The 26,667-nt window shown below is 68.0% G+C and carries 27 protein-coding genes; 22 read left to right on the forward strand and 5 right to left on the reverse strand.

Going from position 1 to position 26,667, the window contains the following annotated elements:
• From E3D03_RS13365 to E3D03_RS13445, 17 genes are all read left to right on the forward strand, one after another.
• Positions 1-277: substrate-binding domain-containing protein (locus tag E3D03_RS13365; RefSeq protein ID WP_263567336.1), on the forward strand; the 277-nt coding region annotated here is incomplete at its 5' end.
• 53 nt (positions 278-330) lie between these two features.
• Entirely contained in the window at positions 331-1,842 is a 1,512-nt protein-coding gene (locus E3D03_RS13370) for a sugar ABC transporter ATP-binding protein (RefSeq protein WP_263567337.1), read from the forward strand.
• Positions 1,843-1,857: 15 nt separating this feature from the next.
• On the forward strand, positions 1,858-2,868 hold the full coding sequence (locus E3D03_RS13375) for an ABC transporter permease (protein ID WP_062562376.1): 1,011 nt from the start codon (positions 1,858-1,860) through the stop codon (positions 2,866-2,868).
• A gap of 3 nt (positions 2,869-2,871) precedes the next feature.
• The gene (locus E3D03_RS13380) at positions 2,872-3,984 is read left to right on the forward strand and encodes a Gfo/Idh/MocA family protein (RefSeq protein WP_263567338.1); all 1,113 of its coding nucleotides are present in this window, start codon (positions 2,872-2,874) and stop codon (positions 3,982-3,984) included.
• Between the two features lie 8 nt (positions 3,985-3,992).
• Entirely contained in the window at positions 3,993-4,898 is a 906-nt protein-coding gene (locus tag E3D03_RS13385) for a sugar phosphate isomerase/epimerase family protein (protein WP_263567339.1), read from the forward strand.
• Positions 4,895-5,905 (forward strand): Gfo/Idh/MocA family protein, encoded by a 1,011-nt coding sequence (locus E3D03_RS13390; protein WP_263567340.1) that lies wholly within the window; start codon positions 4,895-4,897, stop codon positions 5,903-5,905. Before E3D03_RS13385 ends, E3D03_RS13390 begins: the two co-directional genes overlap by 4 nt.
• 9 nt (positions 5,906-5,914) lie before the next feature.
• Entirely contained in the window at positions 5,915-6,712 is a 798-nt protein-coding gene (locus tag E3D03_RS13395; RefSeq protein ID WP_263567341.1) for a TIM barrel protein, read from the forward strand.
• A 4-nt stretch (positions 6,713-6,716) separates the two neighbouring features.
• Positions 6,717-8,636, forward strand: a complete 1,920-nt coding sequence (locus E3D03_RS13400) for a bifunctional 5-dehydro-2-deoxygluconokinase/5-dehydro-2-deoxyphosphogluconate aldolase (protein WP_263567342.1) — start codon at positions 6,717-6,719, stop codon at positions 8,634-8,636.
• A 143-nt stretch (positions 8,637-8,779) separates the two neighbouring features.
• The gene (gene iolD, locus E3D03_RS13405; RefSeq protein ID WP_263567343.1) at positions 8,780-10,609 is read left to right on the forward strand and encodes a 3D-(3,5/4)-trihydroxycyclohexane-1,2-dione acylhydrolase (decyclizing); all 1,830 of its coding nucleotides are present in this window, start codon (positions 8,780-8,782) and stop codon (positions 10,607-10,609) included.
• A 12-nt stretch (positions 10,610-10,621) separates the two neighbouring features.
• Positions 10,622-11,518 carry a myo-inosose-2 dehydratase gene (iolE, locus tag E3D03_RS13410; protein ID WP_263567344.1) on the forward strand — a complete coding sequence of 299 codons (897 nt, stop codon included), beginning with the start codon at positions 10,622-10,624 and terminating at the stop codon, positions 11,516-11,518.
• Between the two features lie 9 nt (positions 11,519-11,527).
• Positions 11,528-11,713: a hypothetical protein gene (locus E3D03_RS13415; protein WP_263567345.1), complete on the forward strand. Its 186-nt coding sequence runs from the start codon at positions 11,528-11,530 to the stop codon at positions 11,711-11,713.
• Positions 11,710-12,516: a 5-deoxy-glucuronate isomerase gene (gene iolB / locus E3D03_RS13420; protein WP_263567346.1), complete on the forward strand. Its 807-nt coding sequence runs from the start codon at positions 11,710-11,712 to the stop codon at positions 12,514-12,516. Before E3D03_RS13415 ends, iolB begins: the two co-directional genes overlap by 4 nt.
• A 210-nt stretch (positions 12,517-12,726) precedes the next feature.
• Positions 12,727-14,331, forward strand: coding sequence for an ABC transporter substrate-binding protein (locus tag E3D03_RS13425; protein ID WP_062562366.1), 1,605 nt, complete (start codon positions 12,727-12,729; stop codon positions 14,329-14,331).
• Between the two features lie 67 nt (positions 14,332-14,398).
• A complete protein-coding gene (locus E3D03_RS13430) occupies positions 14,399-15,406 on the forward strand; it encodes an ABC transporter permease subunit (protein ID WP_263567347.1) in 1,008 nt (335 codons plus the stop codon).
• Positions 15,403-16,305, forward strand: coding sequence for an ABC transporter permease subunit (locus tag E3D03_RS13435; protein WP_263567348.1), 903 nt, complete (start codon positions 15,403-15,405; stop codon positions 16,303-16,305). The genes E3D03_RS13430 and E3D03_RS13435 overlap by 4 nt, the downstream gene beginning before the upstream one ends.
• Positions 16,306-16,308: 3 nt before the next feature.
• Positions 16,309-17,145 (forward strand): ABC transporter ATP-binding protein, encoded by an 837-nt coding sequence (locus tag E3D03_RS13440; RefSeq protein ID WP_263567349.1) that lies wholly within the window; start codon positions 16,309-16,311, stop codon positions 17,143-17,145.
• Positions 17,142-17,978, forward strand: a complete 837-nt coding sequence (locus tag E3D03_RS13445) for an ATP-binding cassette domain-containing protein (protein ID WP_263567350.1) — start codon at positions 17,142-17,144, stop codon at positions 17,976-17,978. The genes E3D03_RS13440 and E3D03_RS13445 overlap by 4 nt, the downstream gene beginning before the upstream one ends.
• A gap of 92 nt (positions 17,979-18,070) precedes the next feature.
• Here the strand turns inward: E3D03_RS13445 and E3D03_RS13450 are convergent, their stop codons facing one another.
• Together E3D03_RS13450 and E3D03_RS13455 are read right to left on the reverse strand one after the other, a co-directional pair.
• Positions 18,071-19,072 (reverse strand): lysine-2,3-aminomutase-like protein, encoded by a 1,002-nt coding sequence (locus E3D03_RS13450; RefSeq protein ID WP_263567376.1) that lies wholly within the window; start codon positions 19,070-19,072, stop codon positions 18,071-18,073.
• A gap of 129 nt (positions 19,073-19,201) precedes the next feature.
• Positions 19,202-19,945 carry a calcium-binding protein gene (locus E3D03_RS13455; protein ID WP_263567351.1) on the reverse strand — a complete coding sequence of 248 codons (744 nt, stop codon included), beginning with the start codon at positions 19,943-19,945 and terminating at the stop codon, positions 19,202-19,204.
• A gap of 225 nt (positions 19,946-20,170) precedes the next feature.
• Between E3D03_RS13455 and E3D03_RS13460 the strand changes: the two genes are divergently transcribed.
• The 3 genes from E3D03_RS13460 to E3D03_RS13470 are packed head-to-tail and all read left to right on the forward strand — an operon-like array spanning position 20,171 to position 22,490.
• Positions 20,171-20,482, forward strand: a complete 312-nt coding sequence (locus E3D03_RS13460; protein ID WP_263567352.1) for a PepSY domain-containing protein — start codon at positions 20,171-20,173, stop codon at positions 20,480-20,482.
• Positions 20,482-21,159, forward strand: coding sequence for a response regulator transcription factor (locus tag E3D03_RS13465; RefSeq protein ID WP_263567353.1), 678 nt, complete (start codon positions 20,482-20,484; stop codon positions 21,157-21,159). The genes E3D03_RS13460 and E3D03_RS13465 overlap by 1 nt, the downstream gene beginning before the upstream one ends.
• The gene (locus E3D03_RS13470; RefSeq protein ID WP_263567354.1) at positions 21,156-22,490 is read left to right on the forward strand and encodes a sensor histidine kinase; all 1,335 of its coding nucleotides are present in this window, start codon (positions 21,156-21,158) and stop codon (positions 22,488-22,490) included. The genes E3D03_RS13465 and E3D03_RS13470 overlap by 4 nt, the downstream gene beginning before the upstream one ends.
• A gap of 38 nt (positions 22,491-22,528) precedes the next feature.
• On the opposite strand, the gene panC is transcribed toward E3D03_RS13470, so the two are convergent.
• Together panC and panB are read right to left on the reverse strand one after the other, a co-directional pair.
• Positions 22,529-23,377, reverse strand: coding sequence for a pantoate--beta-alanine ligase (panC, locus tag E3D03_RS13475; protein ID WP_263567355.1), 849 nt, complete (start codon positions 23,375-23,377; stop codon positions 22,529-22,531).
• Complete coding sequence (gene panB / locus E3D03_RS13480) at positions 23,374-24,204, reverse strand: 3-methyl-2-oxobutanoate hydroxymethyltransferase (protein ID WP_263567356.1); 831 nt, start codon at positions 24,202-24,204, stop codon at positions 23,374-23,376. The genes panC and panB overlap by 4 nt, the downstream gene beginning before the upstream one ends.
• Positions 24,205-24,684: 480 nt before the next feature.
• Between panB and argC the strand changes: the two genes are divergently transcribed.
• The gene (gene argC / locus E3D03_RS13485; RefSeq protein WP_263567357.1) at positions 24,685-25,713 is read left to right on the forward strand and encodes an N-acetyl-gamma-glutamyl-phosphate reductase; all 1,029 of its coding nucleotides are present in this window, start codon (positions 24,685-24,687) and stop codon (positions 25,711-25,713) included.
• A gap of 114 nt (positions 25,714-25,827) precedes the next feature.
• The gene (locus tag E3D03_RS13490) at positions 25,828-25,995 is read left to right on the forward strand and encodes a hypothetical protein (RefSeq protein WP_198289619.1); all 168 of its coding nucleotides are present in this window, start codon (positions 25,828-25,830) and stop codon (positions 25,993-25,995) included.
• 56 nt (positions 25,996-26,051) lie between these two features.
• On the opposite strand, the gene efp is transcribed toward E3D03_RS13490, so the two are convergent.
• Entirely contained in the window at positions 26,052-26,618 is a 567-nt protein-coding gene (efp, locus tag E3D03_RS13495; RefSeq protein ID WP_062562355.1) for an elongation factor P, read from the reverse strand.
• Positions 26,619-26,667 lie beyond the last annotated feature (49 nt).

Below are 26,667 nucleotides of genomic sequence, written 5' to 3' on the forward strand. Positions count from 1 at the left end.
CGAGATGGCGATCGGCGCCATCCAGGCGCTGAAATCGGCCGGCCGCGACATGAATTCGGTGGTCATCGGCGGCGTCGATGCGACCCAGGACGCGCTTGCGGCGATGAAGGCGGGCGAGCTGGACGTGACGGTGTTCCAGGATGCCGCCGGCCAGGGCAAGGGCGCGGTCGACACCGCGCTGAAGCTCGCGCGCGGCGAGGCGGTCGAGCAGAAGGTCTTCGTGCCCTTCCAGCTGGTCACGCCGCAGAACCTGGACCAGTTCCTGTCCAAGAACTGAAGCCTGCGGCGGGGCCGCCCAAGGCCCCGCCCGAACACGACAGGGGGAAGGCGATGCTTGACCGGACCGGCGCCTGGCAGGGCGAGTTCATTCTGGAAGTCGACAATATCACCAAGGAATTCCCGGGCGTGAAGGCGCTCGACGGGGTGCAGCTGAAGATCCGCCCCGGCACCGTCCATGCGCTGATGGGCGAGAACGGCGCCGGCAAATCGACGCTGATGAAGATCATCGCCGGGGTCTATACGCCCGACGGCGGCGAGGTGCGCTTTGCCGGCCAGCCGCTGAGCGTGAAGACCCCGCTCGACGCGCTGAACTCGGGCATCGCCATGATCCATCAGGAGCTGAACCTGATGAACTGGATGACGGTGGCCGAGAACATCTGGATCCGGCGCGAGCCGCTGAACCGCCTGGGCCTGGTTGATCACGGCCGCATGCGCCAGATGACCGCCGACCTGCTGGGCCGGCTGAACATCCGGCTGGACCCCGACGCCCAGGTCAGCGACCTGACCGTGGCGCAGAAGCAGATGGTCGAGATCGCCAAGGCGGTCAGCTACAATTCCGACGTGCTGATCATGGACGAGCCGACCAGCGCCATCACCGAGGCCGAGGTCGAGCATCTTTTCGCCATCATCCGCGACCTGAAATCGCGCGGCATCGGCATCGTCTACATCACCCACAAGATGAACGAGCTGTTCGAGATCGCCGACGAATTCACCGTCTTCCGCGACGGCAAATATGTCGGCACGCATCCCTCCAGCAGCGTCACCCGCGACGACATCATCCGCATGATGGTCGGGCGCGAGATCACCGAGATGTTCCCCAAGATCGACTGCGAGATCGGCGAGACCATCCTGGAGGTCCGCAACCTGACCCTGCCGGGCGTGTTCCACGACGTCAGCTTCAACGTCCGCAAGGGCGAGATCCTGGGCATCGCCGGGCTGGTCGGCTCGAAACGCTCGAACGTGGCCGAGGCGATCTTCGGCGTGCATCCCGCGCCCATCGGCGACATCCTGATCGACGGCCGGCATGCGCGCATCACTTGTCCTTCGGACGCCATGGCGCATGGCATGGCCTTCCTTACCGAGGACCGCAAGGAGACCGGCTGCTTCCTGATCCTCGACTGCCTGGAAAACATCCAGTCGGCGCTGATCACCCGCGGCCATGTGAAGAACGGCTTCCTGGACCAGAAGACCATCACCGCCAAGGCCGAGGAGATGGCCGCGACGCTGCGCGTCAAGACCCCGAACCTGTTCGAGCGGGTCGAGAACCTGTCGGGCGGCAACCAGCAGAAGCTCTTGATCGCGCGCTGGCTTCTGACCGAGCCGCGCATCCTGATCCTGGACGAGCCGACCCGGGGCATCGACGTCGGCGCCAAGTCCGAAATCCACCGCCTGATCACCGGCCTGGCCGCGCAGGGCGTGGCGATCGTGATGATCTCCTCGGAAATGCCCGAGGTTCTGGGAATGAGCGACCGCATCATGGTCATGCACGAAGGGCACGTCTCGGGCTTCCTGAACCGCGACGAGGCCGATCAGGTCAAGATCATGTCTCTGGCCGCCAAGTAACCAAGAGGGATACCCATGTCAGACGCAAGCCTTGCCGCGCAGCCGCGACGGCACCGCCCGATGATGGCGGAACTCAATATCCTGCTGGTCCTGGTCGGCATCAGCCTGACCTTCGAGATCCTGGGCTGGATCACCCAGGGCCAAAGCTTCCTCGGCAACTGGCAACGGCTGTCGATCATGATCCTGCAGGTCTCGGTGGTGGGCATCATCGCCATCGGCGTGACGCAGGTCATCATCTCGGGCGGCATCGACCTGTCCTCGGGCTCGATCGTCGGCGCCACGGCCATGGTCTCGATGAGCCTGGCACAGGCCGCCGGCTATGAGCGTGCGGTCTATCCGGCACTGACCGGCCTGCCGGTGCTGGTGCCGCTGCTGGTCGGGCTGCTGTTCGGATTGCTCTGCGGCATCATCAACGGCGCGCTGATCGCCTATACCAGGATCCCGCCCTTCATCGCCACGCTGGGCATGATGGTGACGGCGCGCGGCTTTGCCAAATGGTATACCAAGGGCCAGCCGATCAGCTTTCCCTCGGACAGTTTCGCCGCCATCGGCAAGGGCATGATGCCGGTCGTCATCTTCCTGGTGGTGGCGCTGATCTTCCATGTCGCGCTGAAATACACCCGCTATGGCAAGTTCACCTATGCCATCGGCGCCAATCCGCAGGCGGCGCGCGTCTCGGGCATCAATGTCGAGCGGCAGCTGGTCAAGATCTATGCCGTGGCGGGGCTTCTGTCGGCGCTGGCCGGGATCGTGGTCGCGGCGCGCGGCCTGACGGCGCAGGCCGGCATGGGCACCATGTACGAACTCGACGCCATCGCCATGGCGGTGATCGGCGGCGTGTCGCTGACCGGGGGCAGGGGCTCGATCCTGGGCACGATGATCGGCATGGTGATCTTCGGCGTCATCATCTCGGGCTTCACCTTCCTGCGGCTCGACGCCTATTACCAGGAAATGATCAAGGGCGTGATCATCGTCGCCGCCGTGGTGGCCGATGTCTATCGCCAGAAGAAGCGCAAGAAGGTCTGAACCATGACCCGCGCTTCCCTGGGTGTCGCGCTGATCGGCACCGGCTTCATGGGCAAATGCCATGCCATGGCCTGGCGCAACCTGGCGACCGCCTTCGGCGGCCTGCCGCCCCGGCTCGAGATCCTGGCCGACACGCCTGCCGACAAGGCCGAGGCTCTGGCCGCGTCATGGGGCTTTGCCCGCGCCAGCGGCGACTGGAGGGCGGCGGTCGCGGACCCGGCGGTGGATGTGGTGTCCATCACCACGCCGAACGGCCTGCATCGCGAGATGGCCGAGGCGGCGCTGGCGGCCGGCAAGCATGTCTGGCTGGAAAAGCCGATGGCGCTGACGCTTGCTGATGCCGAGGCCATGCAGGCCGCCGCCGCGGCCTCGGGGCGGGTGACGATGCTGGGCTACAACTACACCCGCTCGCCCGCCTTCCGCGCCGCCGTGGACCTGGTGGCGCAAGGCGCCATCGGCCGGCCGATCCACTTTCGCGGCATCTATGACGAGGATTACATGGCCGACCCCGGCTTGCCCTGGAGCTGGCGGCTGACCCGCAAGGACGGCGGCCTCGGCGCGCTTGGCGATCTGGGCTGCCACCTCGTCTCGGCCATGCTGGCGCTGATGGGCCCGGTCGCCCGGCTCTATGCGCAGGCCGATACCGTGATCGCCACCCGTCCGCACCAGGACGGCACGGCGGCGGTCGAGAACGAGGACCAGGCCCAGGCGCTGATCCGCTTCGCCTCCGGCGCCTCGGGCGAGTTCTCCTGCTCGCGGGTGGCGCGCGGCTATCGCTGCCACCTGGCCTGGGAGGTGCAGGGCAGCGAGGGCACGCTGCGCTTCGACCAGGAGCGGATGAACGAGCTCTGGCTCTATCAGCCCGGTGCGGCGCAGGCGGACGGCTTCCGCCGCATCCTGACCGGCCCGGCGCAGCCCGGCTTCGCCGCCTTCTGCCCGGCACCGGGGCATAATTTCGGCTTCAACGAACAGAAGGTGGTCGAGGCGCAGATGCTGCGCGAGGCCATCGAGACCGCCACCCCCGCCTGGCCCGATTTCACCGCCGGGCTGACCATCGAACGCATCATCCACGGCATGGCCCGCTCGGCCGAGACCGGCCAGGCCGTCAACCTGTAAAGGCCACCATGAAAATTGCCATCGACCCCTTTATGCACCGCCATCTGCCGCTGGAGCAGATCCCCGCCAAGGTCAAGGAACTCGGCTATGACTGGATCGAGCTCAGCCCGCGCGGCGATTTCCTGGAATGGTTCAAGGCGCCGCGCGTCTTTCCGGACCGCATCAAGGCGCTGAAGCAGGCACTGCGCGACGCCGAGGTGGGCATCGCCAGCCTGTTGCCGATGTATCGCTGGGCCAGCAATGACGAGGCCGAGCGCCAGGCTGCCGTCAAGCACTGGAAGCGCGCCATCGAAATCGCCGTCGAGCTGGGCGTGGACACGATGAACAGCGAATTCGGCCGCGGCCCGCATCCCGACAAGGGCAGCTGCTATTGCTGCCACACCGGCAGCATGATCGAGGCCTGCGAGGATGCCTGGTGGCGCAGCATCGAAGAGCTGGTGCCGATCCTGGAACGCGAGGGCATCCAGCTGAACGTCGAGCCGCATCCCGAGGACTGGTGCGAGACGCTGCAGCCGGCGCTCGACATCATCCGCACGGTGAACAGCAAGGCGGTGAAGTTCCTCTATTGCGCGCCGCATACCTTCTATTTCGGCGACGATACCAAGGCGATGCTGCGCGAAAGCGCCGATGTGCTGGCGCATGTCCATGTCGGCGACACCTTCAACCACAAGGCCAGCTCGGGCCTGCGCTATATCCTGAACCCGCCCGGCACCCAGGCGCGCGTGCACCAGCACCTGAACATCGGCCAGGGCGAAGTGCCCTGGGACGATTTCTTCGGCACGCTCCACGAGATCGGCTTCGACGGCATCATGACCGCCTGCGTCTTCGCGTGGGAGGACAAGGCGGACCAATCCGGAACCTTCATGCGCAACGAAATGCAGCGCTACATCGACCAATACTGGGGAAAGAAATGACAGTGAACATCGGAGTCATCGGCACCGGCGCCATCGGCCAGGACCACACGCGGCGCATCAACCAGGTGCTGGCCGGCGCCAGGGTCGTGGCGCTGAACGACGTGAACCGCGCCAATGCCGAAAGCTGCCAGCGCGATTTCGCCCCCGAGGCGCGGATTTTCGACGATGCCCATGCGCTGATAGCCGACCCCGGCGTCGATGCGGTGCTGGTCTGCTCCTGGGGCCAGACGCATGAGGAATATGTCCTGGCCGCCATCGCTGCCGGCAAGCCCTGCTTCTGCGAAAAGCCGCTGGCCACCACCGCCGAGGGCGCCCGCCGCATCGTCGAGGCCGAAGAGGCCGCCGGCAAGCGGCTGGTGCAGGTCGGCTTCATGCGCCGCTACGACCCGGGCTATGTGGCGCTGAAGCGCGCCGTGGCCGAGGTCACCGGCGCGCCGCTGATGGTCCATGCCGCGCATCGCAACCCGCGCGTCGGCGACAGCTACCTGACCCCGATGGCGATCCACGACACGCTGATCCATGAAATCGACGTGCTGCGCTGGCTTCTGGACGACGATTATGTCAGCGCCCGGGTGTTCTTCCCGCGCAAGTCGCCCCGCGCCCATGAAAAGCTGCGCGATCCGCAGGTGGTGGTGCTGGAAACCGCCAAGGGCGTGGTGATCGACGTCGAGGTCTTCGTGAACTGCCATTACGGCTATGACATCCAATGCGAGATCGTGGGCGAGGACGGCATCGCCAGGCTGCCCGAGCCGATGTCGATCCAGACCCGATCCGGCGCGGTCCTGGGCAATCCGATCCTGATGGACTGGAAGGACCGCTTCATCGACAGCTACGACGTCGAACTGGCCGATTTCGTCAAGGCGGCCGCCGCCGGCACCGCCGCCGGGCCGACCGCCTGGGACGGCTATGTCGCCGCCGTCACCGCCGATGCCTGCGTGGCCGCGCAGGAAACCGAAGGGCAGGCGGTCGATATCGCGCTGCCCGCCCGCCCCGCGCTTTACAACTGAGGTGTGCCCATGCGTTTCGCCCTGAACCATATCGTCGCCCCGCGCCTGCCGCTCGCCGATTTCCTGGCGCTGGCCGGCCGGCTCGGCTGCCATGAGGTCGAGATTCGCAACGACCTGCCCGACGTGACCGGCCAGCCCCCGGCCGAGGTCGCCCGCATGGCCCGCGACGCCGGCCAGACCATCCTGTCGGTCAACGCGCTTTACCCTTTCAACCAGTGGTCGTCCGACCTGGCCGCGCGCGCCGAGCGACTGGCGGATTTCGCCGCGGGCGCCGGGGCGCAGGCGCTGGTGCTGTGCCCGCTGAACGACGGCAGCGCCATCGCCCATTCGGCGACGGTCGAGGCGCTGGACCGGCTGGGCGCGATCCTGGCCGCGCGCGGCCTGCGCGGCCTGGTCGAGCCGCTGGGCTTTCCGCAAAGCTCGCTGCGCCGCAAGGCCGAGGCCATCGCCGCGATCACCGAGGCCGGCGGCTTCGACCGCTTCGGCCTGCTGCATGACACCTTCCACCACCATCTGGCCGACGAGACCCAGGTCTATCCGCGCCGCACCGCGTTGGTGCATGTCTCGGGCGTGACCGACCCAGGCCTGCCAGTGGCCGGGATGCTCGACGCGCATCGCGTGCTGGTGGACGGTGCCGACCGGCTGCAGAACCTGGCGCAGCTGCGCGCGCTGATCGCCGACGGCTATGACGGCCCGGTCAGCTTCGAGCCCTTCGCACCCGAAGTCCATGCGTTGGGCGACATCGAGGCCGCGCTGCGCGCCAGCATGGAGCTGCTGCGCGCCGGTGTCGAAACCGCCGAGGCATAGCGCCATGAAATCCCTTGACGTCATCATGATCGGCCGTTCGTCGGTCGATCTCTATGGCCAGCAGATTGGCGGCCGGCTGGAGGACATGGGGTCGTTCGCCAAGTATATCGGCGGCTCGCCCACCAATATCGCCTGCGGCACGGCCCGGTTGGGGCTGCGCTCGGCGGTGATCACCCGGGTCGGCGACGAGCATATGGGCCGCTTCATCCGCGAGCAGCTGGTCCGCGAGGGCGTCGATGTGCGCGGCGTCGCCACCGACCCCGAGCGGCTGACGGCGCTAGTGCTCTTGGGCATCCGCGACGAGGACAGCTTCCCGCTGATCTTCTATCGCGAGAACTGCGCCGACATGGCGCTGTCCGAGGCCGACATCGACGAGGGCTTCATCGCCGAGGCGCGCTCGGTGCTGGCGACCGGCACGCATCTGAGCCATCCGCGCACCGAGGCGGCGGTGCTGAAGGCGCTGAAGCTGGCGCGGAAGCACGGGGCGAAAACGGCGCTCGACATCGACTATCGCCCGAACCTCTGGGGCGTGGCCGGGCATGGCGCGGGCGAGAGCCGCTTCGTGGAAAGCGCCGCGGTCACCGCCAAGCTGCAATCGACGCTGCATCTCTTCGACCTGATCGTCGGCACCGAGGAGGAATTCCACATCGCCGGCGGCTCGACCGACACCATCGCGGCGCTGCGCGCGGTGCGTGCGGTCTCGGGGGCCACGCTGATCTGCAAGCGCGGCGCGGCGGGGGCCGTGGCCTTCCAGGGCGCGATTCCGGACAACCTCGATGCGGGCGAGACCGGGCCGGGCTTTCCGATCGAGGTGTTCAACGTGCTGGGCGCGGGCGATGGGTTCTTCTCGGGGTTGCTGAAGGGCTGGCTCGACGGCGAGGACTGGCCCAGGGCGCTGGAATACGCCAATGCCTGCGGCGCCTTCGCGGTCTCGCGCCACGGTTGCACGCCGGCCTATCCCTCGCTGGCGGAGCTGGAATTCTTCCTCGGCCGCGGCGTGCTGCGGCCGGACCTGAGGAACGATGCCGAGCTGGAGCAGATCCACTGGGCCACCAACCGCCAGGGCCGGATGGGCGGCGACTGGTCCAGCATGCGGGTCTTTGCCTTCGACCATCGCCTCCAGCTCGAGGAGATGCCGGGCTACACGCCGGAAAAGGGCGGCGCCTTCAAGGAACTGTGCCTGCAGGCGGCGCTGAAGATCGCCGACGGCCAGCCCGGCCATGGCATCCTGTGCGACAACCGCATCGGCCGGCGGGCGCTGCATGCGGCCTCGGGGACGGGGCTGTGGATCGGGCGGCCCTGCGAATGGCCGGGCTCGCGGCCGCTGGAACTGGAGCCGGAACTGGGCCCGGATTGCGGCGCGCTGGCCGAATGGGCGCGCGAGAACGTGGTCAAGGTGCTGTGCTTCTGCCATCCCGGGGACGGTGCCGAAACGCGCGCCGACCAGGAAGCGACGGTCAAGCGGCTGTTCGCGGCCGCCCGCCGCAATGGGCTGGAGTTCCTGCTGGAGGTGATCCCCTCGAAGGTCGGGCCGGTCGATGACGACACCACGGCGAGCCTGATCCGGCAGTTCTATGCCATCGGCGTCTATCCCGACTGGTGGAAGCTGGAGCCGATGCAGACCCGGGCCGCCTGGGCCAATGCCATCGCCGCCATCGAGGAGAACGACCGCCACACCCGCGGCATCGTGGTGCTGGGACTGGACGCGCCCGAAGAGGAGTTGCGCGCCAGCTTCCAGATCGCCGCCGGTTTCGACCTGGTCAAGGGCTTTGCCGTCGGCCGCACGATCTTCGGCACGGTCGCGCGACAATGGCTGACGGGCGAGGTCGGCGACGAGGTTGCCGTGGCCGAGATGGCCGACCGCTACCAGAGACTTTGCGCGGTCTGGGACCAGGCGCGGGAAAAGGCGCTGGCCGCGGCCTGAGCGGTGGGCGCGAGCGGCGAGGCGGGGCCGGGGGGCTCTGCCCCCCACGTCCGTCAGACCCCTCGACGGGGTCTGCCGGACGTCCCCCCGGGATATTTGGACACAAAAGAGAAAGCACGGGCGTGGACCCGGGAAGGTGCGAGATGAGCGGAACGGTGCGTTTGACGGCGGCGCAGGCGATGGTGCGCTGGCTCTCGGTGCAGATGACGGAAGAGGGCGAGCGCTTCGTCGAGGGCTGTTGGGCCATCTTCGGCCATGGCAACGTCGCCGGGATCGGCGAGGCGCTGCACGGCATCGGCACCGCCTTTCCGACCTGGCGCGGCCAGAACGAGCAGACCATGGCCCATGCCGCCATCGCCTATGCCAAGGGCAAGGCGCGCCGGCGGGCGCAGGCGGTGACCAGCTCCATCGGGCCGGGGGCCACCAACATGGTGACAGCGGCGGCGCTGGCGCATGTGAACCGGCTGCCGGTGCTGTTCATCGCCGGCGACGTCTTCGCCAGCCGCCGGCCCGACCCGGTGTTGCAGCAGGTCGAGGATTTCGGCGACGGCACCGTCTCGGCCAATGACTGCTTCCGCCCGGTGGTGCGCTATTTCGACCGCATCCAGCGTCCCGAGCAGTTGCTGAGCGCGCTGCCGCGCGCGCTGCGGGTCATGACCGATCCGGCCGATTGCGGGCCGGTCTGCCTGGCCTTCTGCCAGGACGTGCAGGCCGAGGCGTTCGACTGGCCCGAGGCCTTCTTTGCCGAGCGGGTCTGGAAGATCCGCCGGCCCGAGCCCGATGCGGCCGAACTCGCCGAGGTGGCGGCGCTGATCCGGGCGGCGAAGGCGCCGGTGATCGTCGCCGGCGGCGGGGTGATCTATTCCGGGGCCGAGGCGGCGCTGGCGGAATTCGCCAGCCGTCACGGTATTCCGGTGGCCGAGACCCAGGCCGGCAAGTCGGCCCTGGCGCAGTCGCATGCGCTGAACCTGGGCGCCTCGGGCGTCGACGGCTCGGCGGCGGCGAATGCCGCGCTTGCCGCAGCCGACCTGGTGATCGGCGTCGGCACGCGCTTGCAGGATTTCACCACCGGCTCGCGCACGCTGTTCTCGGGCCGGCTGGTGTCGATCAACGTACAGGGCTACGACGCGGCCAAGCATGGTGCGGTGAGCCTGGTCGCCGATGCCCGGGTGGCGCTGGAGCGGCTGACGGCGGCCCTGGGCGATCACTACGCCACTTTCGACGGCGCGGCGCGGGCCGAATGGCTGGCGGCGGTCGATGCGCATTGCGCCGCCCCGGCCGAGGGCAATGCGCTGCCGACCGACGCGCAGGTGATCGGCGCCGTACAGCGCGCCGCCCCCGAGGCCATCGCCATGTGCGCGGCGGGCACCATGCCGGGCGCGCTGAAGCTGCTCTGGCAGCCGGCGCAGGGCGGCTATCACATGGAATACGGCTATTCCTGCATGGGCTACGAGATCGCCGGCGCGCTGGGGTTGAAGCTGGCGCGGCCGGAGCGCGAGGTGATCTGCTTCGTCGGCGACGGCAGCTACATGATGGCCAACAGCGAGCTGGCAACGGCGGTGATGCGGCGCGTGCCCTTCACCGTGGTGCTGACCGACAACCGCGGCTATGGCTGCATCAACCGCCTGCAGGCCGGCACCGGCGGCGCGGCCTTCAACAACATGTATGCCGATTGCGCCGTCGAGGCGCAGCCGCAGATCGACTATGTCGCCCATGCCGCATCCATGGGCGCCCATGCCGTCAAGGCCGGCAGCATCGCCGCTCTGGAGGCCGAGATCGCCGCCGCCCGGTCCCGCGACATCCCCACGGTCATCGTCATCGACACCACCGCCGCCCCCGGCCCCGGCGACGGGCTGACCGGCGCCGGCCATTGGTGGGATGTCGCCGTGCCCGAGGTCGGCGACACCGACCGGCTGCGCACAGCCTATGCCAGATACATCGAAAACGCCCGCAAACAGGCAACCGTCAATTGAAGGACTGACAGAATGATCCGCTATGGCACCAATCCCATCGCCTGGGCCAATGACGACGACCCGTCGATCGGCGCCCATATCCCGACCGAACAGATCCTGCACGAGGCGGGCGAGGTGATCGGCTTCGACGGCATCGAGAACGGCCACCGCTGGCCCGAGGATCCGCAGGCGCTGAAGGCGCTTCTGGGCCGCTATGGGCTGGCCTTCGTCTCGGGCTGGTATTCGACGGCGCTGCTGACCCGCTCGGTCGAGGAGGAGATCGCCGCCGTGCAGGGGCACCTGGCCAAGCTGAAGGCCAATGGCTGCACGGTCTGCATCGCCTGCGAATGCTCGAACACCGTGCATGGCAGCCCCGACGTGGCGGTGAACGACCGGCCCCGGCTGACCCCGGCCGAGATGGCGGAGTTCGGCGCCAGGATGGAGGCATTCGCCGCCTATCTGGCGGAGCAGGGCATCACGCTGGCCTATCACCACCACATGGGCACCGTGGTCGAGACGCCCGAGGAGATCGACGCCTTCATGGCCGCCACCGGCCCGGCCACGCATCTGCTGTTCGACAGCGGGCATTGCACCTTTGGCGGCGGCAACCCCGAGGAGGTGCTGGCGCGCCATGTCGGCCGCGTCGCGCATTTCCACGCCAAGAACATCCGGCCGGCCGTGACCGCGCGGGTGCGGGCCGAGAACCTGTCCTTTCTCCAGGGCGTGCTGGCCGGGGCCTTTACCGTGCCGGGCGATCCCGAGGGCGCCATCGACTTCACGCCGCTGCTGAAGATCCTGGCCGGCGCGGGCTATGACGGCTGGCTGGTCATCGAGGCCGAGCAGGACCCCGAGGTCCGCAACCCGCTCGCCTATCAGTCCATGGGCCTGAAGGCGCTGAAGGACATGGCGCAGGCCGCCGGTCTGCACTAACCTGCCGCCATGCTGGTCGATCCCCAACACCCGTTCTTCCGCCGCCTCTGGGTCCGTGTCCTCTGCGCGCTCCTGCCGCTTCTCTGGGCGGGGGTGGAGCTGGCCTCGGGCAATATGTTCTGGGCCATCCTGTTCGGGGCGGCGGGGGTCTACCTGGTCGTGGCGCTGTTCATCATCCGCAAGGAGGAGCCATGAAACTGCTGCGCAAGCCGGACGGCCAGACCGGCCTGGTCCATCACGTCACCCCGGAAAACGCCGGCTGGTCCTATGTCGGCTTCGACCTGTGGCGGCTCGGGCCGGGCGAGTCCGCCTCGGGCAGCCTTGGGGGCGACGAGGCGATCCTGGTCATCGTCGAGGGGCGCGCCCGCATCACCGCCGCCGGCCGCGACTGGGGCGAACTGGGCCAGCGGCTCGACGTCTTCGAAAAGACGCCGCCGCATTGCCTCTATCTGCCCGACGGCAGCGACTGGCGGGCCGAGGCTACGACACCGCTGACGCTGGCGGTCTGCCGCGCGCCCGGCAAGGGCGGCCATGCCGCCCGTCGCATCGGGCCCGAGGGCATCGCGCTGACCCAGCGCGGCCAGGGCGCGAACACCCGCTTCATCAACAACATCGCCATGGAAAACGAGGATTTCTGCGACAGCCTGCTGGTCACCGAAGTCTTCACCCCGGCTGGAAACTGGTCGAGCTATCCGCCGCATCGCCATGATGAGGATGACTTTCCCCGGATGACCTATCTCGAGGAGACCTATTACCACCGGCTGAACCCGGCCCAGGGCTATGGCATCCAGCGCGTCTTTACCGAGGACGGCAGCCTGGACGAGACCATGGCGGTCGCCGATCACGACGTGGTGCTGGTGCCGCGCGGCCATCATCCTTGCGGCGTGCCCTATGGCTACGAGATGTATTACCTCAATGTCATGGCCGGGCCGATCCGCAAGTGGCGCTATGAGAATCATCCCGACCACGACTGGATCTGGCAGCGCGACAACGCCTGAGCGGCGCCGGTACGCGCGGTTCGGGCACCGCGGCCGGCCTGCCGGCCGGGGCGCCAAGCAGGCAAAACGCCGGAAACTTGACGCGGTTTTCGGCGTTTCGTCGCGTCATTCCAGCAGAACGACGATAAATCCCGGCAAAGCACTTGACCTGTCAGGCAGATTCGTTTGCATCAGGGACAGTGCAAAATAAGTCCAGACATGGGAGGCAATATGTCGTTCTTCTCCACCCGTTTCCTCGCGGCATCCGCGCTGGCGCTGGTCGCGGCGACGCCCTTGAGCGCCAAGACCTTCGTCTATTGCTCCGAGGGCTCGCCCGAAGGCTTCGACCCCGCCCCCTATACCGCGGGCACGACCTTCGACGCCTCGGGTCACGCGGTCTACAACCGCCTGGTGCAGTTCAAGCCCGGCACCACGGAAATCGAGCCGGCGCTGGCCGAAAGCTGGGATGTCAGCGAGGACGGGCTGACCTATACCTTCCACCTGCGCAAGGGCGTCAAGTTCCATTCGAACGACAAGTTCACCCCCTCGCGCGACTTCAACGCCGATGACGTGATCTTCACCTTCGAGCGCCAGGCCAGCGCCGACAATCCCTGGCACGAATACATCTCGGGCATCACCTACGAATATTATTCCTCGATGGAGATGGACAAGCTGATCAAGTCCATCGAGAAGGTGGACGACAATACGGTGAAGTTCACCCTGAACCACCCCGAGGCGCCGTTCCTGGCCAACGTCGCCATGCCCTTCGTCTCGATCGTCAGCAAGGAATATGCCGACACGCTGGAAAAAGCCGGCACGCGCGAGGACCTGAACAACGCGCCGATCGGCACCGGCCCGTTCAAGTTCGTGGCCTATCAGAAGGACGCGGTGATCCGTTACCAGAAGAACGCCGATTACTGGGGCGAGGCGCCCAAGATCGACGACCTGGTCTTTGCCATTACCCCCGACGCCTCGGTGCGGCTGCAGAAGCTGAAGGCCGGCGAATGCCACCTGATGCCCTATCCCTCGCCCGCCGACATCGCCGACATCAAGGCCGATCCGAACCTGAAGCTGGACGAGCAGGCCGGGCTGAACGTCGGCTACCTGGCCTATAACACCACCGTCGCGCCCTTCGACAAGCCCGAGGTGCGCAAGGCGCTGAACATGGCCATCGACAAGAAGGCGCTGGTCGATGCCGTCTATCAGGGCGACGCGGAAATCGCCAAGAACCCGATCCCGCCGACCATGTGGGGCTATAACGACGCCATCGAGGCCGACAAATACGACCCCGAGGCCGCCAAGGCCGCGCTGGAGGCCGCCGGCGTCAAGGATCTGTCGATGGAAGTCTGGGCCATGCCGGTGCAGCGCCCCTATATGCCCAACGCCCGCCGCGCCGCCGAGCTGATCCAGAGCGATTTCGCCAAGGTCGGCGTCAAGGTCGACATCGTCAGCTACGAATGGGGCGAATACCTGAAGAAGTCGATGGAGCCCGGCCGCAAGGGCGCGGTGATCCTGGGCTGGACCGGCGACAACGGCGACCCGGACAACTTCCTGTCGGTGCTGCTGAGCTGCGCCGCGGCCCAGGACGGCGGCGCCAACCGCGCCTTCTGGTGCAACCAGGAGTTCTCGGACGTGATCGCCAAGGCCAAGGCCACCAGCGACCACGACGAGCGGGTCAAGCTCTATGAAGAGGCGCAGGTCATCTTCAAGAAGGACGAGCCCTGGGCCACGCTGGCGCATTCGACGCAATATGTGCCGATGCGCAAGGAAGTCACCGGCTTCGTGCAATCGCCGCTGGGCGACTACACTTTCGAAAACGTCGATCTGACCGAATAATCTTCGGCGATCATGACAGCGGCCGTGCGGGGACGTGCCCCGCACGGCCCTTTTGGATCAGGGTTCGATGCTGAGATTCATCCTCACCAAACTGCTTTACCTGATCCCGACCATGCTCGGGATCACGCTGGTGGCTTTCGGGTTCATCCGCCTGCTGCCCGGCGATCCCGTGCTGCTGATGGCCGGCGAACGCGGCGTCTCGGCCGAGCGCTACGCCCAGATCGCGGCGCAGCTCGGCTATGACAAGCCGATCTGGCAGCAATATCTGCATTACCTCGGCAATCTGCTGCAGGGCGACCTCGGCAATTCGCTGGTGACGAAAAAGCCGGTGCTGGCCGAATTCCTGACCCTGTTCCCGGCCACGGTCGAACTGGGCCTGGTCGCCATCATCATCGCCACCGTGATCGGCGTGCCGGTCGGCGTCATCGCCGCGATCAAGCGCGGCAGCTGGTTCGACCAGATCTCGATGACCGGGGCGCTGGTCGGGTTTTCCATGCCGATCTTCTGGTGGGGGCTGCTGCTCATCATCCTGTTTTCCGGCATCCTGCAATGGACCCCGGTCTCGGGCCGCATCAGCCTGATGTATTTCTTCCCGCCGGTGACCGGCTTCATGCTGATCGACAGCCTGATCTCGGGGCAGGCGGGCGCGTTCAGATCGGCGCTGAGCCACCTGATCCTGCCCGCGGTGGTGCTGGCGACGATCCCGCTGGCGGTGATCGCGCGCCAGACCCGTTCCGCCATGCTGGAGGTGATGGGCGAGGACTACGTCCGCACCGCCCGCGCCAAGGGCCTGTCGCCCCGCCGCGTCATCGGCGTGCATGCGCTGCGCAATGCGATGATCCCGGTCATCACCACCATCGGCTTGCAGATCGGCGTGCTGCTGGCCGGCGCCATCCTGACCGAGACGATCTTTTCCTGGCCCGGCATCGGCAAGTGGATGATCGACTCGATCTCGCGCCGCGACTATCCGGTCGTGCAATCCGGCCTCTTGCTGATCGCCGCCATCGTGATGATCGTGAACCTGATCGTCGACCTGACCTATGGTCTCATCAACCCGAGGATCCGGCACAAATGACCGATACCACCGTGAAACTCTCGGATGCGGCCATCCGGCGCCGGCAGATCAAGGAATTCTGGTTCTATTTCAGTCAGAACCGGGGTGCGGTGATCGGGCTCGTGGTCTTCGTGGCTCTGGTGCTGACCGCGTTCCTGGCGCCGCTGCTGGCGCCGCACGATCCGACGCAGCAGTACCGCGACGCGCTGCTGGTGCCGCCGGTCTGGCAGGAGGGCGGCCGGGCCGGTTTCCTGCTGGGCACCGACGCCGTCGGCCGGGACATGCTGTCGCGGCTGATCTACGGCGCGCAATATTCGCTGTTCATCGGCATCGTCGTCGTCGCCATCGCGCTGACCGGCGGCATCATCATCGGGCTGATCGCCGGCTTCTACGGCGGCTGGGTCGACAGCGTCATCATGCGGGTGATGGACGTGGTGCTGGCCTTCCCCTCGCTGCTTCTGGCGCTGGTGCTGGTCGCCATCCTGGGCCCGGGCCTGACCAATGCGATGATCGCCATCGCCATCGTCTACCAGCCGCATTTCGCCCGCCTGACCCGCGCCGCGGTGATGGGCGAGAAGGCGCGCGAATATGTCGCCGCCGCCAAGGTGGCCGGGGCCTCGAACCTGCGGCTGATGTTCAAGACCATCCTGCCGAACTGCCTGGCGCCGCTGATCGTGCAGGCAACGCTTTCGTTCAGCTCGGCGGTGCTCGACAGCGCGGCGCTGGGTTTCCTCGGCATGGGCGCGCAGCCGCCGGCCTCGGAATGGGGCACCATGCTGGCCGAGGCACGCGAGTTCATCCTGCGCGCCTGGTGGGTCGTCACCTTCCCCGGCCTCGCCATCCTGGTCTCGGTGCTGGCGATCAACCTGATGGGCGACGGTCTGCGCGACGCGCTCGACCCGAAACTGAAGCGGAGCTGAGCCATGGCCTTGCTGAAAATCCGCAACCTGACCGTGCGCTTCGCCACCTCGACCGGCAGCTTCACCGCCGTGGACGGCATCGACGTGACCGTGGACAAGGGCGAGGTGCTGGCCATCGTGGGCGAGTCCGGCTCGGGCAAGTCGGTCTCGATGCTGGCGGCGATGGGCCTGCTGCCCGATACCGCCGTGGTGACTGCCGATGAGATGAGCTTCGACGGCAAGGACCTGCTCAGGATGACCCCGCGCCAGCGCCGCCGTGTCATCGGGCGCGAGATCACCATGATCTTCCAGGAACCCATCGCCTCGCTGAACCCCAGCTTCACCACCGGCTACCAGATCGAGGAGGTGCTGCGCTTCAACGCCGGCATGTCGAAACGCGCCGCCCGCGTTCGCGCGCTGGACCTGTTCCGCCAGGTCGGCATCCCCGACCCCGAAGAGAAGCTGAAGAGCTATCCGCACCAGATGTCGGGCGGCCAATGCCAGCGGGTGATGATCGCCATAGCCATCGCCACCAATCCGCGCCTGCTGATCGCGGACGAGCCGACGACGGCGCTGGACGTGACCATCCAGAAGCAGATCCTGGACCTGCTGATGGATCTCCAGGAAAAGACCGGCATGGCGCTGATCCTGATCACCCATGACATGGGCGTGGTCGCGGAAACCGCCGACCGGGTGCAGGTGCAATACAAGGGCAGGAAGATGGAAGAGGCCGACGTGCTGTCGCTGTTCGAGGCGCCGAAACACCCCTATACCCGGGCGCTGCTCTCGGCCCTGCCGGAAAACGCCACCGGCGACCGCCTGCCCACCGTGGGCTCGTTCCTCGAGGAGGCCGCGAAATGAGCGTGGTTGAGGGCAAGAATATCATCCGCGACTATCACGTCCCCGGCTCGCTGACCCGCCGGGCGCGCGAGGTGCGCGCGGTCAAGGGCATCAGCTTCTCGGTCGATCGCGGCAAGACCCTGGCCATCGTCGGCGAATCCGGCTCGGGCAAGTCGACGCTGGCGCGCATCGTCGCGCTGATCGACCCCGCGACCGAGGGCGAGTTGCTGATCGAAGGCAAGCCGGTCGACATCACCAAGGGCCTGACGCGTGAGATGCGCTCGAAGGTGCAGATGGTGTTCCAGAACCCCTATGGCTCGCTGAACCCGCGCCAGAAGATCGGTGACGTGCTGATGGAGCCGCTGTTGCTGAACACCGACACCCCCGCCGCCGAGCGCCGCCGCCGGGCCGAGGAAATGCTGGTCAAGGTCGGGCTGCCGGCCGAGCATTTCAACCGCTATCCGCATATGTTCTCGGGCGGCCAGCGCCAGCGCATCGCCATCGCCCGGGCCCTGATGCTGAACCCGACGCTCTTGGTGCTGGACGAGCCGGTCTCGGCGCTGGACCTGTCGGTGCAGGCGCAGGTGCTGAACCTGCTGGCTGATCTCCAGGACGAATTCGACCTGGCCTATGTCTTCATCAGCCACGACCTGTCGGTGGTGCGCTACATCGCCGACGACGTTCTGGTCATGCACAAGGGCGAGGCGGTCGAGCAGGGCACGCGCGAGGCGGTCTTCGCCGCGCCCTCGCATCCCTATACCCGCGAGCTTTTCGCCGCGACCCCGGTGACCGATATCGAGGCGATCCGCCAGCGCGTCGCCCGCCGCCAGGCGCTGCGCGCCGCCACGGCCTGATCTTGCCCAGGGCGGGGCCGAACGCTCCGCGCCAGGCTTCTTTGTTCTGGAAATACCCTCGGGGGGTCCGGGGGGCGAAGCGCCCCCGGTCCTCAAGCCTGCGGATCGCAATAATCGTGCCAGTTTCCGCGCCAGTCGCGGATGCGCCAGCGGCCGCCGCCAGCGGCCACCGCATCGCCCGATTCCAGCCCGACCTTGCCATGTCCGCCCGGCAGGTCCAGCACATAGCGCGGCAGCGCCGTGCCCGAGATCCGGCCGCGCAAGCCCGCCATGATCGCCAGCCCCTCGGCGATGCTGGTGCGGAAATGCCCGGTGCCGCGCGCCAGGTCGCAGTGATGCAGGTAATAGGGCTTGACCCGGTTCCGCAGCAGCGCCCGGAACAGCTCCTCCAGCGCCGCGGGATCGGCGTTCACCCCGCGCAACAGCACCGTCTGCGACAGCAGCGGCAGCCCGGCATCGGCCAGCCGCGCCAGGGCGGCCCGTGCCGCGTCGGTCAGTTCCGCCGCATGGTTGGTGTGGATCACCACCCAGACCGCCAGCCGCCCGGGGCGCAGCGCCGCCAGCATGGCCTCGTCGATCCTCTGCGGCGCCACCACCGGCACCCGGGTATGAAAGCGCACCAGGTCGAGATGCGGGATCGCGTCCAGCCGCGCCAGCAGCGCCGCGATCCGCCGCGCCGACAGCACCATCGGATCGCCGCCGGTCAGGACGACCTCGCGGATCGCCGGCACCGCCGCGATGTAATCCAGCGCCGCGGCCAGGTCGGATTCGGGCAGGCTGCCATCCTCGCCCACCACCTCGCGGCGGAAGCAGAAGCGGCAATAGACCTCGCAGGTCCTGGTGATGTGCAGGATGACGCGGTCCGGATAGCGATGCGTCAGACCGGGGGCGGGGCTGTGCGCCGCATCGCCGATCGGGTCGACCAGCTCCTCGGGGCGCACCAGCAATTCGCGGGCATCGGGCACGAATTGCGCGGCCACCCCGGGGGCGGCCGCGGCCTGGCGCATGGCCGGCGTCACGCGGATGCGAAAGCCGGTCGCGACCTGCTCCAGCACCCCGGCCTCGGCCGCATCGACCAGCCCGGCATCGACCATGCCGGAGACCGAGGTGAGGGGACGGGTAGACAAGCGGCGACTCCGGCGGCTGGGAAACCCGGCTTATCGACCCGGCAAGGCCGCTTGACAAGCCCCGCGCGCGCCATGAAGGCGCGGCGGGGCAGGGGATCAGAACGTGAAGTCGCCCATGTCGAGCTGCGCCCGGTCCATGTCGCGGATCGTGACCGTGGTATCGGCCGACAGCTGCAGCACCAGGTCGTCGCCGACCTGGCGGGCGCCGTTGATGACCTGCTGCACCTGGGCGCGGCTGAAATCGTCGAAGTCGAGCCGGTCGACGCCGTTCTGGAAGTCGCCGATCACGTCGGTGCCCTGGCCGCGTTCGAATTCGAAGACATCGGCTTCGGCGCCGCCCCGCAGCACGTCATTGCCGCGCCCGCCGTCCAGCGTGTCCCGGCCGGCGCCGCCATAGAGGATGTCGTTGCCGGCATCGCCGTCCATCTCGTCATTGCCGGCCTCGCCATGCAGCGTGTCATTGCCATGGCCGCCCTCGAGATCGTCATTGCCGAGGCCGCCGAACAGCCGATCCGCGCCGTGGCCGCCGTCCAGCTCGTCATTGCCGACACCGCCCCAGAGCGAATCATTGCCGTGCCCGCCTTCCAACTCGTCATTGCCGGTGCCACCCCACAGCGAATCGAAGCCGTTGCCGCCGAACAGGTCGTCATGGCCGTCGCCGCCGGCGATGGAATCATTGCCGTCGCCGCCCCAAAGGCTGTCGTTGCCGCCGCCGCCATACAGGCTGTCCTGGCCGCCAAACCCGTAGACCCGGTCATTGCCGTTCAGTCCCGACAGCCAATCGGCCAGGTTGGTGCCCTGCAGCACATCGGCGAAATTCGTTCCGGTCTTGCGTACCATGATCATGGTCCTTTCAGGTTGCGGGCGGGCGCGTTGCGCGCGTCGATGGCCCGGGGTTGGCTCGCGGCGATCAAGGGCGCCGCGATCAGAATATCCTGCTGATGCCACAGGCTGGCTGACAGCCCTCTGACCCGGGCTGTCAGCGTTCTGTCAGCACCGCGACCAGGAAGATCCAGGTCGCAAAATGTCAGGCCGCTGTCAGTCGCGCCACGCTATCCGACAGGCATGAAACCGCTCATCGCCCTCTTTCTGGTCCTGTTGCTGCCGCCGGTCGCCGCCCGGGCGCAATTCGGCCCGACGCCCGATTACGAATTCGCCCGCGACGCGGTCGCGCGCGGCGAAATCCTGTCTCTTGCCGAGGTGCTCGCCAGGTTGCAGGATTCGCATCCCGGCCGGGTGGTCGATGTGGAGTTGGAGCAGGACGACGACATGCTGATCTACGAGGTCGAACTGGTGACGCGCGACGGCCGGCTGATCGAGGTCGAGATCGACGCGGCCACCGGCCGCATCATCAGCCTCGACGAGGACGCCGGCTGATGCGCGCCCTGGTGGTCGAGGACGACGCCCGCATCGCCGCCGATCTGGAACGCGCGCTGACCGCGGCGGGCTTCCGGGTCGAGAGCGCGGCCGATGGCGACACCGCCTGGTTTCGCGGCGGGACCGAGAATTACGACCTGATCGTGCTGGACCTGAACCTGCCGCGTCTCGACGGGCTGACGGTGCTGAAGCGTTGGCGGGCCGAGGGCTGCGAAAGCCCGGTGCTGATCCTGACCGCGCGCGGCGGCTGGACCGAGCGGGTCGAGGGCATCGACGCCGGCGCCGACGACTACCTGCCGAAGCCCTTCCGCATGGAGGAACTGATCGCCCGTGCCCGCGCCCTGGTGCGCCGCGCCGGCGGGCGCGGCACCGCCACCCAGCAGGTCGGCCGGCTGACCGTGGACCTGAACCGGATGACGGCGGCCATCGACGGCATCCCGGTGGCGCTGACGCCGCTGGAGTTCCGGCTGATCGCCTATCTGGCGCTGAACCGCGACCGCACCGTGCCGCCGACCGAGCTCCTGGAACATCTCTACGGCGACGACGATGCGCGCGAGGCCAATGCCGTCGAGGCCGTCATCACCCGGCTGCGCCGCAAGCTCGGCGCCGGCGTGATCGCGACCCGGCGCGGCTTCGGCTATCACCTCGAGGGCGGCGCGGCCCCGGGGGCGGCATGATGCGTTCGATACGCTGGCGGCTGGTGCTGGCGGGCGGGCTCGCCATCGCGCTGGCGCTGGCGCTGTCGGGCATGGGCCTCGCGGTGCTCTTCGATCGCCATGTCGCCCGCGTCGCCGCCGCCGACCTGCGCAACCGCGCGCTGGCGCTGGCCGCCATGGTCGAGCCGCGCGGCGCCAGCCTGCGCGCCCCGCCGGAAGACCCGCTCTACGACCAGCCCTTCTCGGGGCATTACTGGCAGGTCAGCCTGGGCGAGGAGACGCGCCGCTCGCGCTCGCTCTGGGACTATGCGCTGCCGCTCGAGGGCAGGCCGCTGCCGCCGGGCCAGAGCCGGGTGCTGAACCTGCCCGGCCCGCGCGGCGAGCCGCTCCTGGCGGTCGAGCAAAGCCTCGCGGTCGGGCAGGGCGCGGGGGCGCTGCCCCTGCGCATCGTGGTGGCCGAGGACCGCAGCCGGCTCGCCCTGGCGAAACAGGGCTTTCTGGGCGACCTGCTGCCCTATCTGTCGCTGCTGGGCCTGGCGCTTCTGCTGGCCAGCTGGGTGCAGATCACCATCGGCCTGCGCCCGCTGGCCCAGGTCGGCGCCCGGGTGGCGGGGCTGGTTGCCGGCACCCGGCCGCGCATGGGCCGGGACCTGCCGACCGAGGTGACGCCGCTCGCCAACCAGATCGACAGCCTGCTCGACGCCCGCGACCAGGAACTGGAACGCGCCCGCCACCGCGCGGCCAATCTGGCGCATGGCTTCAAGACCCCGCTCCAGGCTCTTCTGGGCGATGCCGCGCAATTGCGCGGCCGGGGTGAAACGGAGCTCGCGCGCAGCATCGAGACCATCGCCACCGAAATGCGCCGCCACGTCGACCGCGAGCTGGCCCGGGCCCGGATTCAGACCGCCGGCCCGGCCAGCGGCGCCGTCCCGGCCGAGATCGCCGGCAAGCTGATCGGCGTGCTGCGTCGTACGCCGGCGGGCGCCCGGCTCGACTGGCAGCTCGACGCCGCGCCCGGGCTGCGCGCCCGCATCGACCCGGGCGACCTGACCGAGGCCATGGGCGCGCTGATGGAAAACGCCATGCGCCATGCCCGCAGCCGCGTGCAGATGACCGTCCGCGCCGAAGCCCCGCGCCTCGTCATCGCCATCCGCGACGACGGCCCCGGCGTCGCCGAGGCCGAGCTTGCCAGCCTGACCCGGCGCGGCCTCAGCCTCGATCCCAGCGGCCAGGGCCAGGGCATCGGCTTGGCCATGGTCGCCGACATCACCGACGCCGCCCAGGGCGCGCTCAGCCTGCAAAACGCCCAGCCCGGCTTCCTGGCCGAGCTGCGCTTCGACCTCATGCCCTGACCGGATTTTCACCGTTTTCCAAATACTCCGGCGACGCTTCAGCCGGTCGCCACCGCGACATTGTCGATCAGCCGCACGCCGTCCAGCCAGGCCGCGACCAGCAGCCGCGCTGGTTGCCCGGGCCGGGCCGGACCCAGGCTTTCGCCGTCGCGCAGCTCCAGGTAATCGACCGGGCCGACGCCCGCCGCGTCCAGCCCGGCGCGCGCCTCGGCCAGAGCCGCCTCAACCTGCCCGCCCGCCTCGATCACCCGCGCGGCCGCGAACAGCGCCTGCGGCAGGGCGGCGGCGCGGGCGCGCGCCTCGGGGTCCAGCCGCTGGTTGCGCGAGGACAAGGCCAGCCCGTCCTCGGCCCGCACGCAGGGGCAGGGCACGATCTCGCAGGGCAGCTTCAGGTCGGCGACCAGCCGGCGCACCAGCTGCAATTGCTGCCAGTCCTTCTCGCCGAAATAGGCCCGGTCGGCGCCGGTCATGTTCAGAAGCAGCGTCACCACCGTCGCCACGCCGTCGAAATGCCCGGGCCGATAGGCGCCCTCCAGGGGCGCGGTCACGCCCGAGACCGAGACCACCGTGGCGTGGTCCGGCGGATAGATCTCGGCCGCGTCCGGCACGAACAGCGCATCGACCGACAGCGGCGCCAGCAGCGCGGCATCGGCATGTTCGGTGCGGGGATATTTGGCGAAATCCTCGGCATTGTTGAACTGGCGCGGGTTCACGAACAGCGTCACGATCACCCGGTCGCAGCCGGCTTTCGCGGCCCGGACCAGGCTCAGGTGCCCCTCGTGCAGGGCGCCCATGGTCGGCACCACGCCGATGGTCTCGCCCGCGGCCTTCCAGCCCCGGACCAGGGCGCTGAGCTCGGCCAGCGGCCGGATGATGGGCGTGGTCATTCCGGCTTGCCCTCGCCGAAGCCGTGCTCGGGGCCGGGGAAGGCGCGGGCACGCACCTCCTCGGCGTAGGCGGCGATGGCGGCCCCGGCCGCTTCGCCCAGCTCGGCATAGCGCTTGACGAATTTCGGCCGGAAGTCCGAGAACAGCCCCAGCATGTCGTCGACCACCAGCACCTGGCCGTCGCAATCCACCCCGGCGCCGATGCCGATGGTCGGCACCGCGATCTCGGCGCTGATGCGGGCGCCAAGCGCGCTCGGCAGCTTCTCCAGCACCACGGCGAAGGCGCCGGCATCGGCCAGTGCCGCGGCATCGACGGCGATGCGGTCGGCCTCGTGATGGCTGCGGCCCTGCACCTTGTAGCCGCCCAGCGTGTTGACCGATTGCGGCGTCAGCCCGACATGGCCCATGACCGGGATGCCGCGCGCGACCAGGAAGCCGACCGTCTCGGCCATGTGCCGTCCGCCCTCGAGCTTCACCGCCTGGCAGCCGGTCTCGGCCAGCAGCCGCGCGGCATTGCGGAACGCCTGCCCGGGGCCTTCCTCGTAGCTGCCGAAGGGCATGTCCACCACCACGCAAGAGCGCGTGGCACCGCGCATCACCGCCTTGCCGTGCAGGATCATCATCTCCATGGTCACGCCCAGGGTCGAGGGCAAGCCGTGCAGCACCATGCCCAGGCTGTCGCCGACCAGGGTCACGTCGCAATGCGCGTCCACCAGTTGCGCCATGGGCGTGGTATAGGCGGTCAGGCAGACCACGGGCTGGATGCCCTTGTGGGCGCGGATGTCGCCGGGGCTCAGCCGGGCCTTGCGCTCGGGTGTCGCGCTCATCAGTTCCTCCGTTATCCAAGGCCTCGGCGGCCGCTGCCCGAATATTTGATTCCGTCCGCCATGTCTCGCAATAAAATGATGCAGATGCAGCATTCCTGCGCACGAAAAGAAGCCTCGTCCTTCGCGCGCCCTGCCGATTTCTCAACTTTCATAAATGTATTCAAATTGATAAGTGTCCTCGAACGGACCGAAGCGAGCATGGCAGTCCCGGCGGGACTGCCATTGGCGCCGCTGTCAGCGACCTCACCTGCAAAAAGGCTGATTTTTATATAGCAGCTCCCGATAGTTGAACTTGATTATTTATCCAATTTCTCAAGAAAATGCCAACAAGCGGTCCGCGCTTTCGTGCGAACGGGCGTGCCCTGCGACCTGGCCGGCGGCTTGACATGCCGGAAGCCCGGGCCTAGTGCCGGTTTTCGGCCCCCGCGGGCCTGACAACCAGCGCCGCGCCTGCGCGGCCAGTTTCCTCGGGATCACGACATGACGCTGAAAGCTGCCATCCTGGGCGCCTCGGGCTATACGGGCGCCGAACTCGTGCGGATCCTCGCCACGCATCCCTCGATCGAGGTCGCGGCGCTGTCGGCCGACCGCAAGGCGGGGCAGGGCTATGACGCGGTCTTTCCGCATCTGCGCCACCTGGAACTGCCGGGGCTGGTCAAGATGGAAGAGATCGACTTCTCGGCCATCGACCTGGTGTTCTGCGCCCTGCCGCATGGGCTCAGCCAGCCGCTGGTCGGGCAGATCCCGGGCCATGTGAAGATCGTCGATCTGGGCGCCGATTTCCGGCTGCGCGACCCGGCGGAATACAGGAAATGGTACGGGCTCGACCATGCCGCGCCCGAGGTCCAGCCGCAGGCGGTCTATGGCCTGACCGAATTCTATCGCGACCAGATCAAGGGCGCGCGGCTGGTCGCCGGCACCGGCTGCAACGCCGCCACCGTGCAATTCGCGCTGCGGCCGCTGATCGGATCGGGGCTGATCGACTTCGACGACATCATCTGCGACCTGAAGAACGGCGTGTCCGGGGCAGGGCGGTCGCTCAAGGAAAACATGCTGTTCGCCGAACGCTCCGAGGATGTGGCCGGCTATTCCCAGGGCGGCAAGCACCGCCATCTGGGCGAGTTCGACCAGGAATTCTCGCTGCTGGCCGGCCGGCCGGTGCAGATCCAGTTCACCCCGCATCTGGTGCCGGTAAACCGCGGCATCCTGGCCTCGTGCTATCTGAAGGGCGAGCCGCAGGCGGTCCATGCCGCGCTGGCCCAGGCTTACGCCGACGAGCCCTTTATCGTGGTGCTGCCCTTTGGCCAGTTGCCGGCGATGGCGCATGTGCAGGGGTCGAACTTCTGCCATATCGGCGTGACCGGGGATCGGATCTCGGGCCGCACGCTGGTGGTCTCGACGCTGGACAACCTCTGCAAGGGGTCCTCGGGGCAGGCGGTGCAGAACGCGAACCTGATGCTGGGCCTGCCCGAGACCGAAGGGCTGATGCTGGCGCCGATCTTCCCCTGAACCCAGCGGCCTGCGGCGCTTTCTTCCGCGTTTTCCCGGGAACCCCGGGCCTTCCCCGCGCGTCTTGTTGCCAGAGCGGCGGCGGCATGTCGCCGCGGCAGAGGAGGATCTGGAATGCGTAGCCTGTTTGCGACTGCCGCTTCCGTCATGGTGCTGGCGCTGGCCGCCTGCGGCGACAATGCCACCGAACGCGCCGCGACCGGCGGCATCGGCGGCGCGGTGGTGGCCGGACCCGTCGGCGCCGTAGCCGGGGCCACCGTCGGCGCCGCGACGGCCGATTGACGCCATGAAAAAGGGCAGGGCCTCGCGGCCCCGCCCGTCATGCGCCCGTCAAGACCTCAGGCCTTGGCGCGTTCCACATAGGTCAGGTCGGCGGTGTTGATGATCACCTTGGTGCCGACGCCGATATGCGGCGGCACCATGATGCGCACGCCGTTATGCGCCATCGCCGGCTTGTAGCTGGACGAGGCGGTCTGGCCCTTGACCACCGGCTCGGTCTCGACCACCTCGACGGTGACTTTCTGCGGCAGTTCGATGGCGATGGCGACGCCGTTATGCACCTGCAAAAAGACGCTGATGCCGTCTTCGAGGAACACCTTGTCGTCGCCGACCACGTCGGGCGAGACCACGACCTGCTCATAGCTTTCCGGCTCCATGAAGTGGAAGCCCTCGCCGTCCTCATAGAGGAAGTTATAGGCGCGCTCGTCCACGTGGGCGCGCTCGACCTGTTCGGTGGTCTTCCAGCGTTCCGAGACCTTGTTGCCGTCCGAGATGCGGCGCAGGTCGACCTGCGTCGTCGGCGTGCCCTTGCCGGGGTGGAAGTTGGTCGCCGTCAGGACGACATGAAGCTTGCCGTCGATCTCGACGACATTGCCTTTGCGAAGGCTGGAGGCGATGACTTTCAAGGCGGTTTCCCTTGCCTGCTTTTCAAATTCCGACGCGCCGGCTATGCCG

The sequence above is a fragment of the Paracoccus sp. DMF genome (genome assembly GCF_004407025.1).
Taxonomy (GTDB): Bacteria; Pseudomonadota; Alphaproteobacteria; order Rhodobacterales; family Rhodobacteraceae; genus Paracoccus; species Paracoccus aminovorans_B.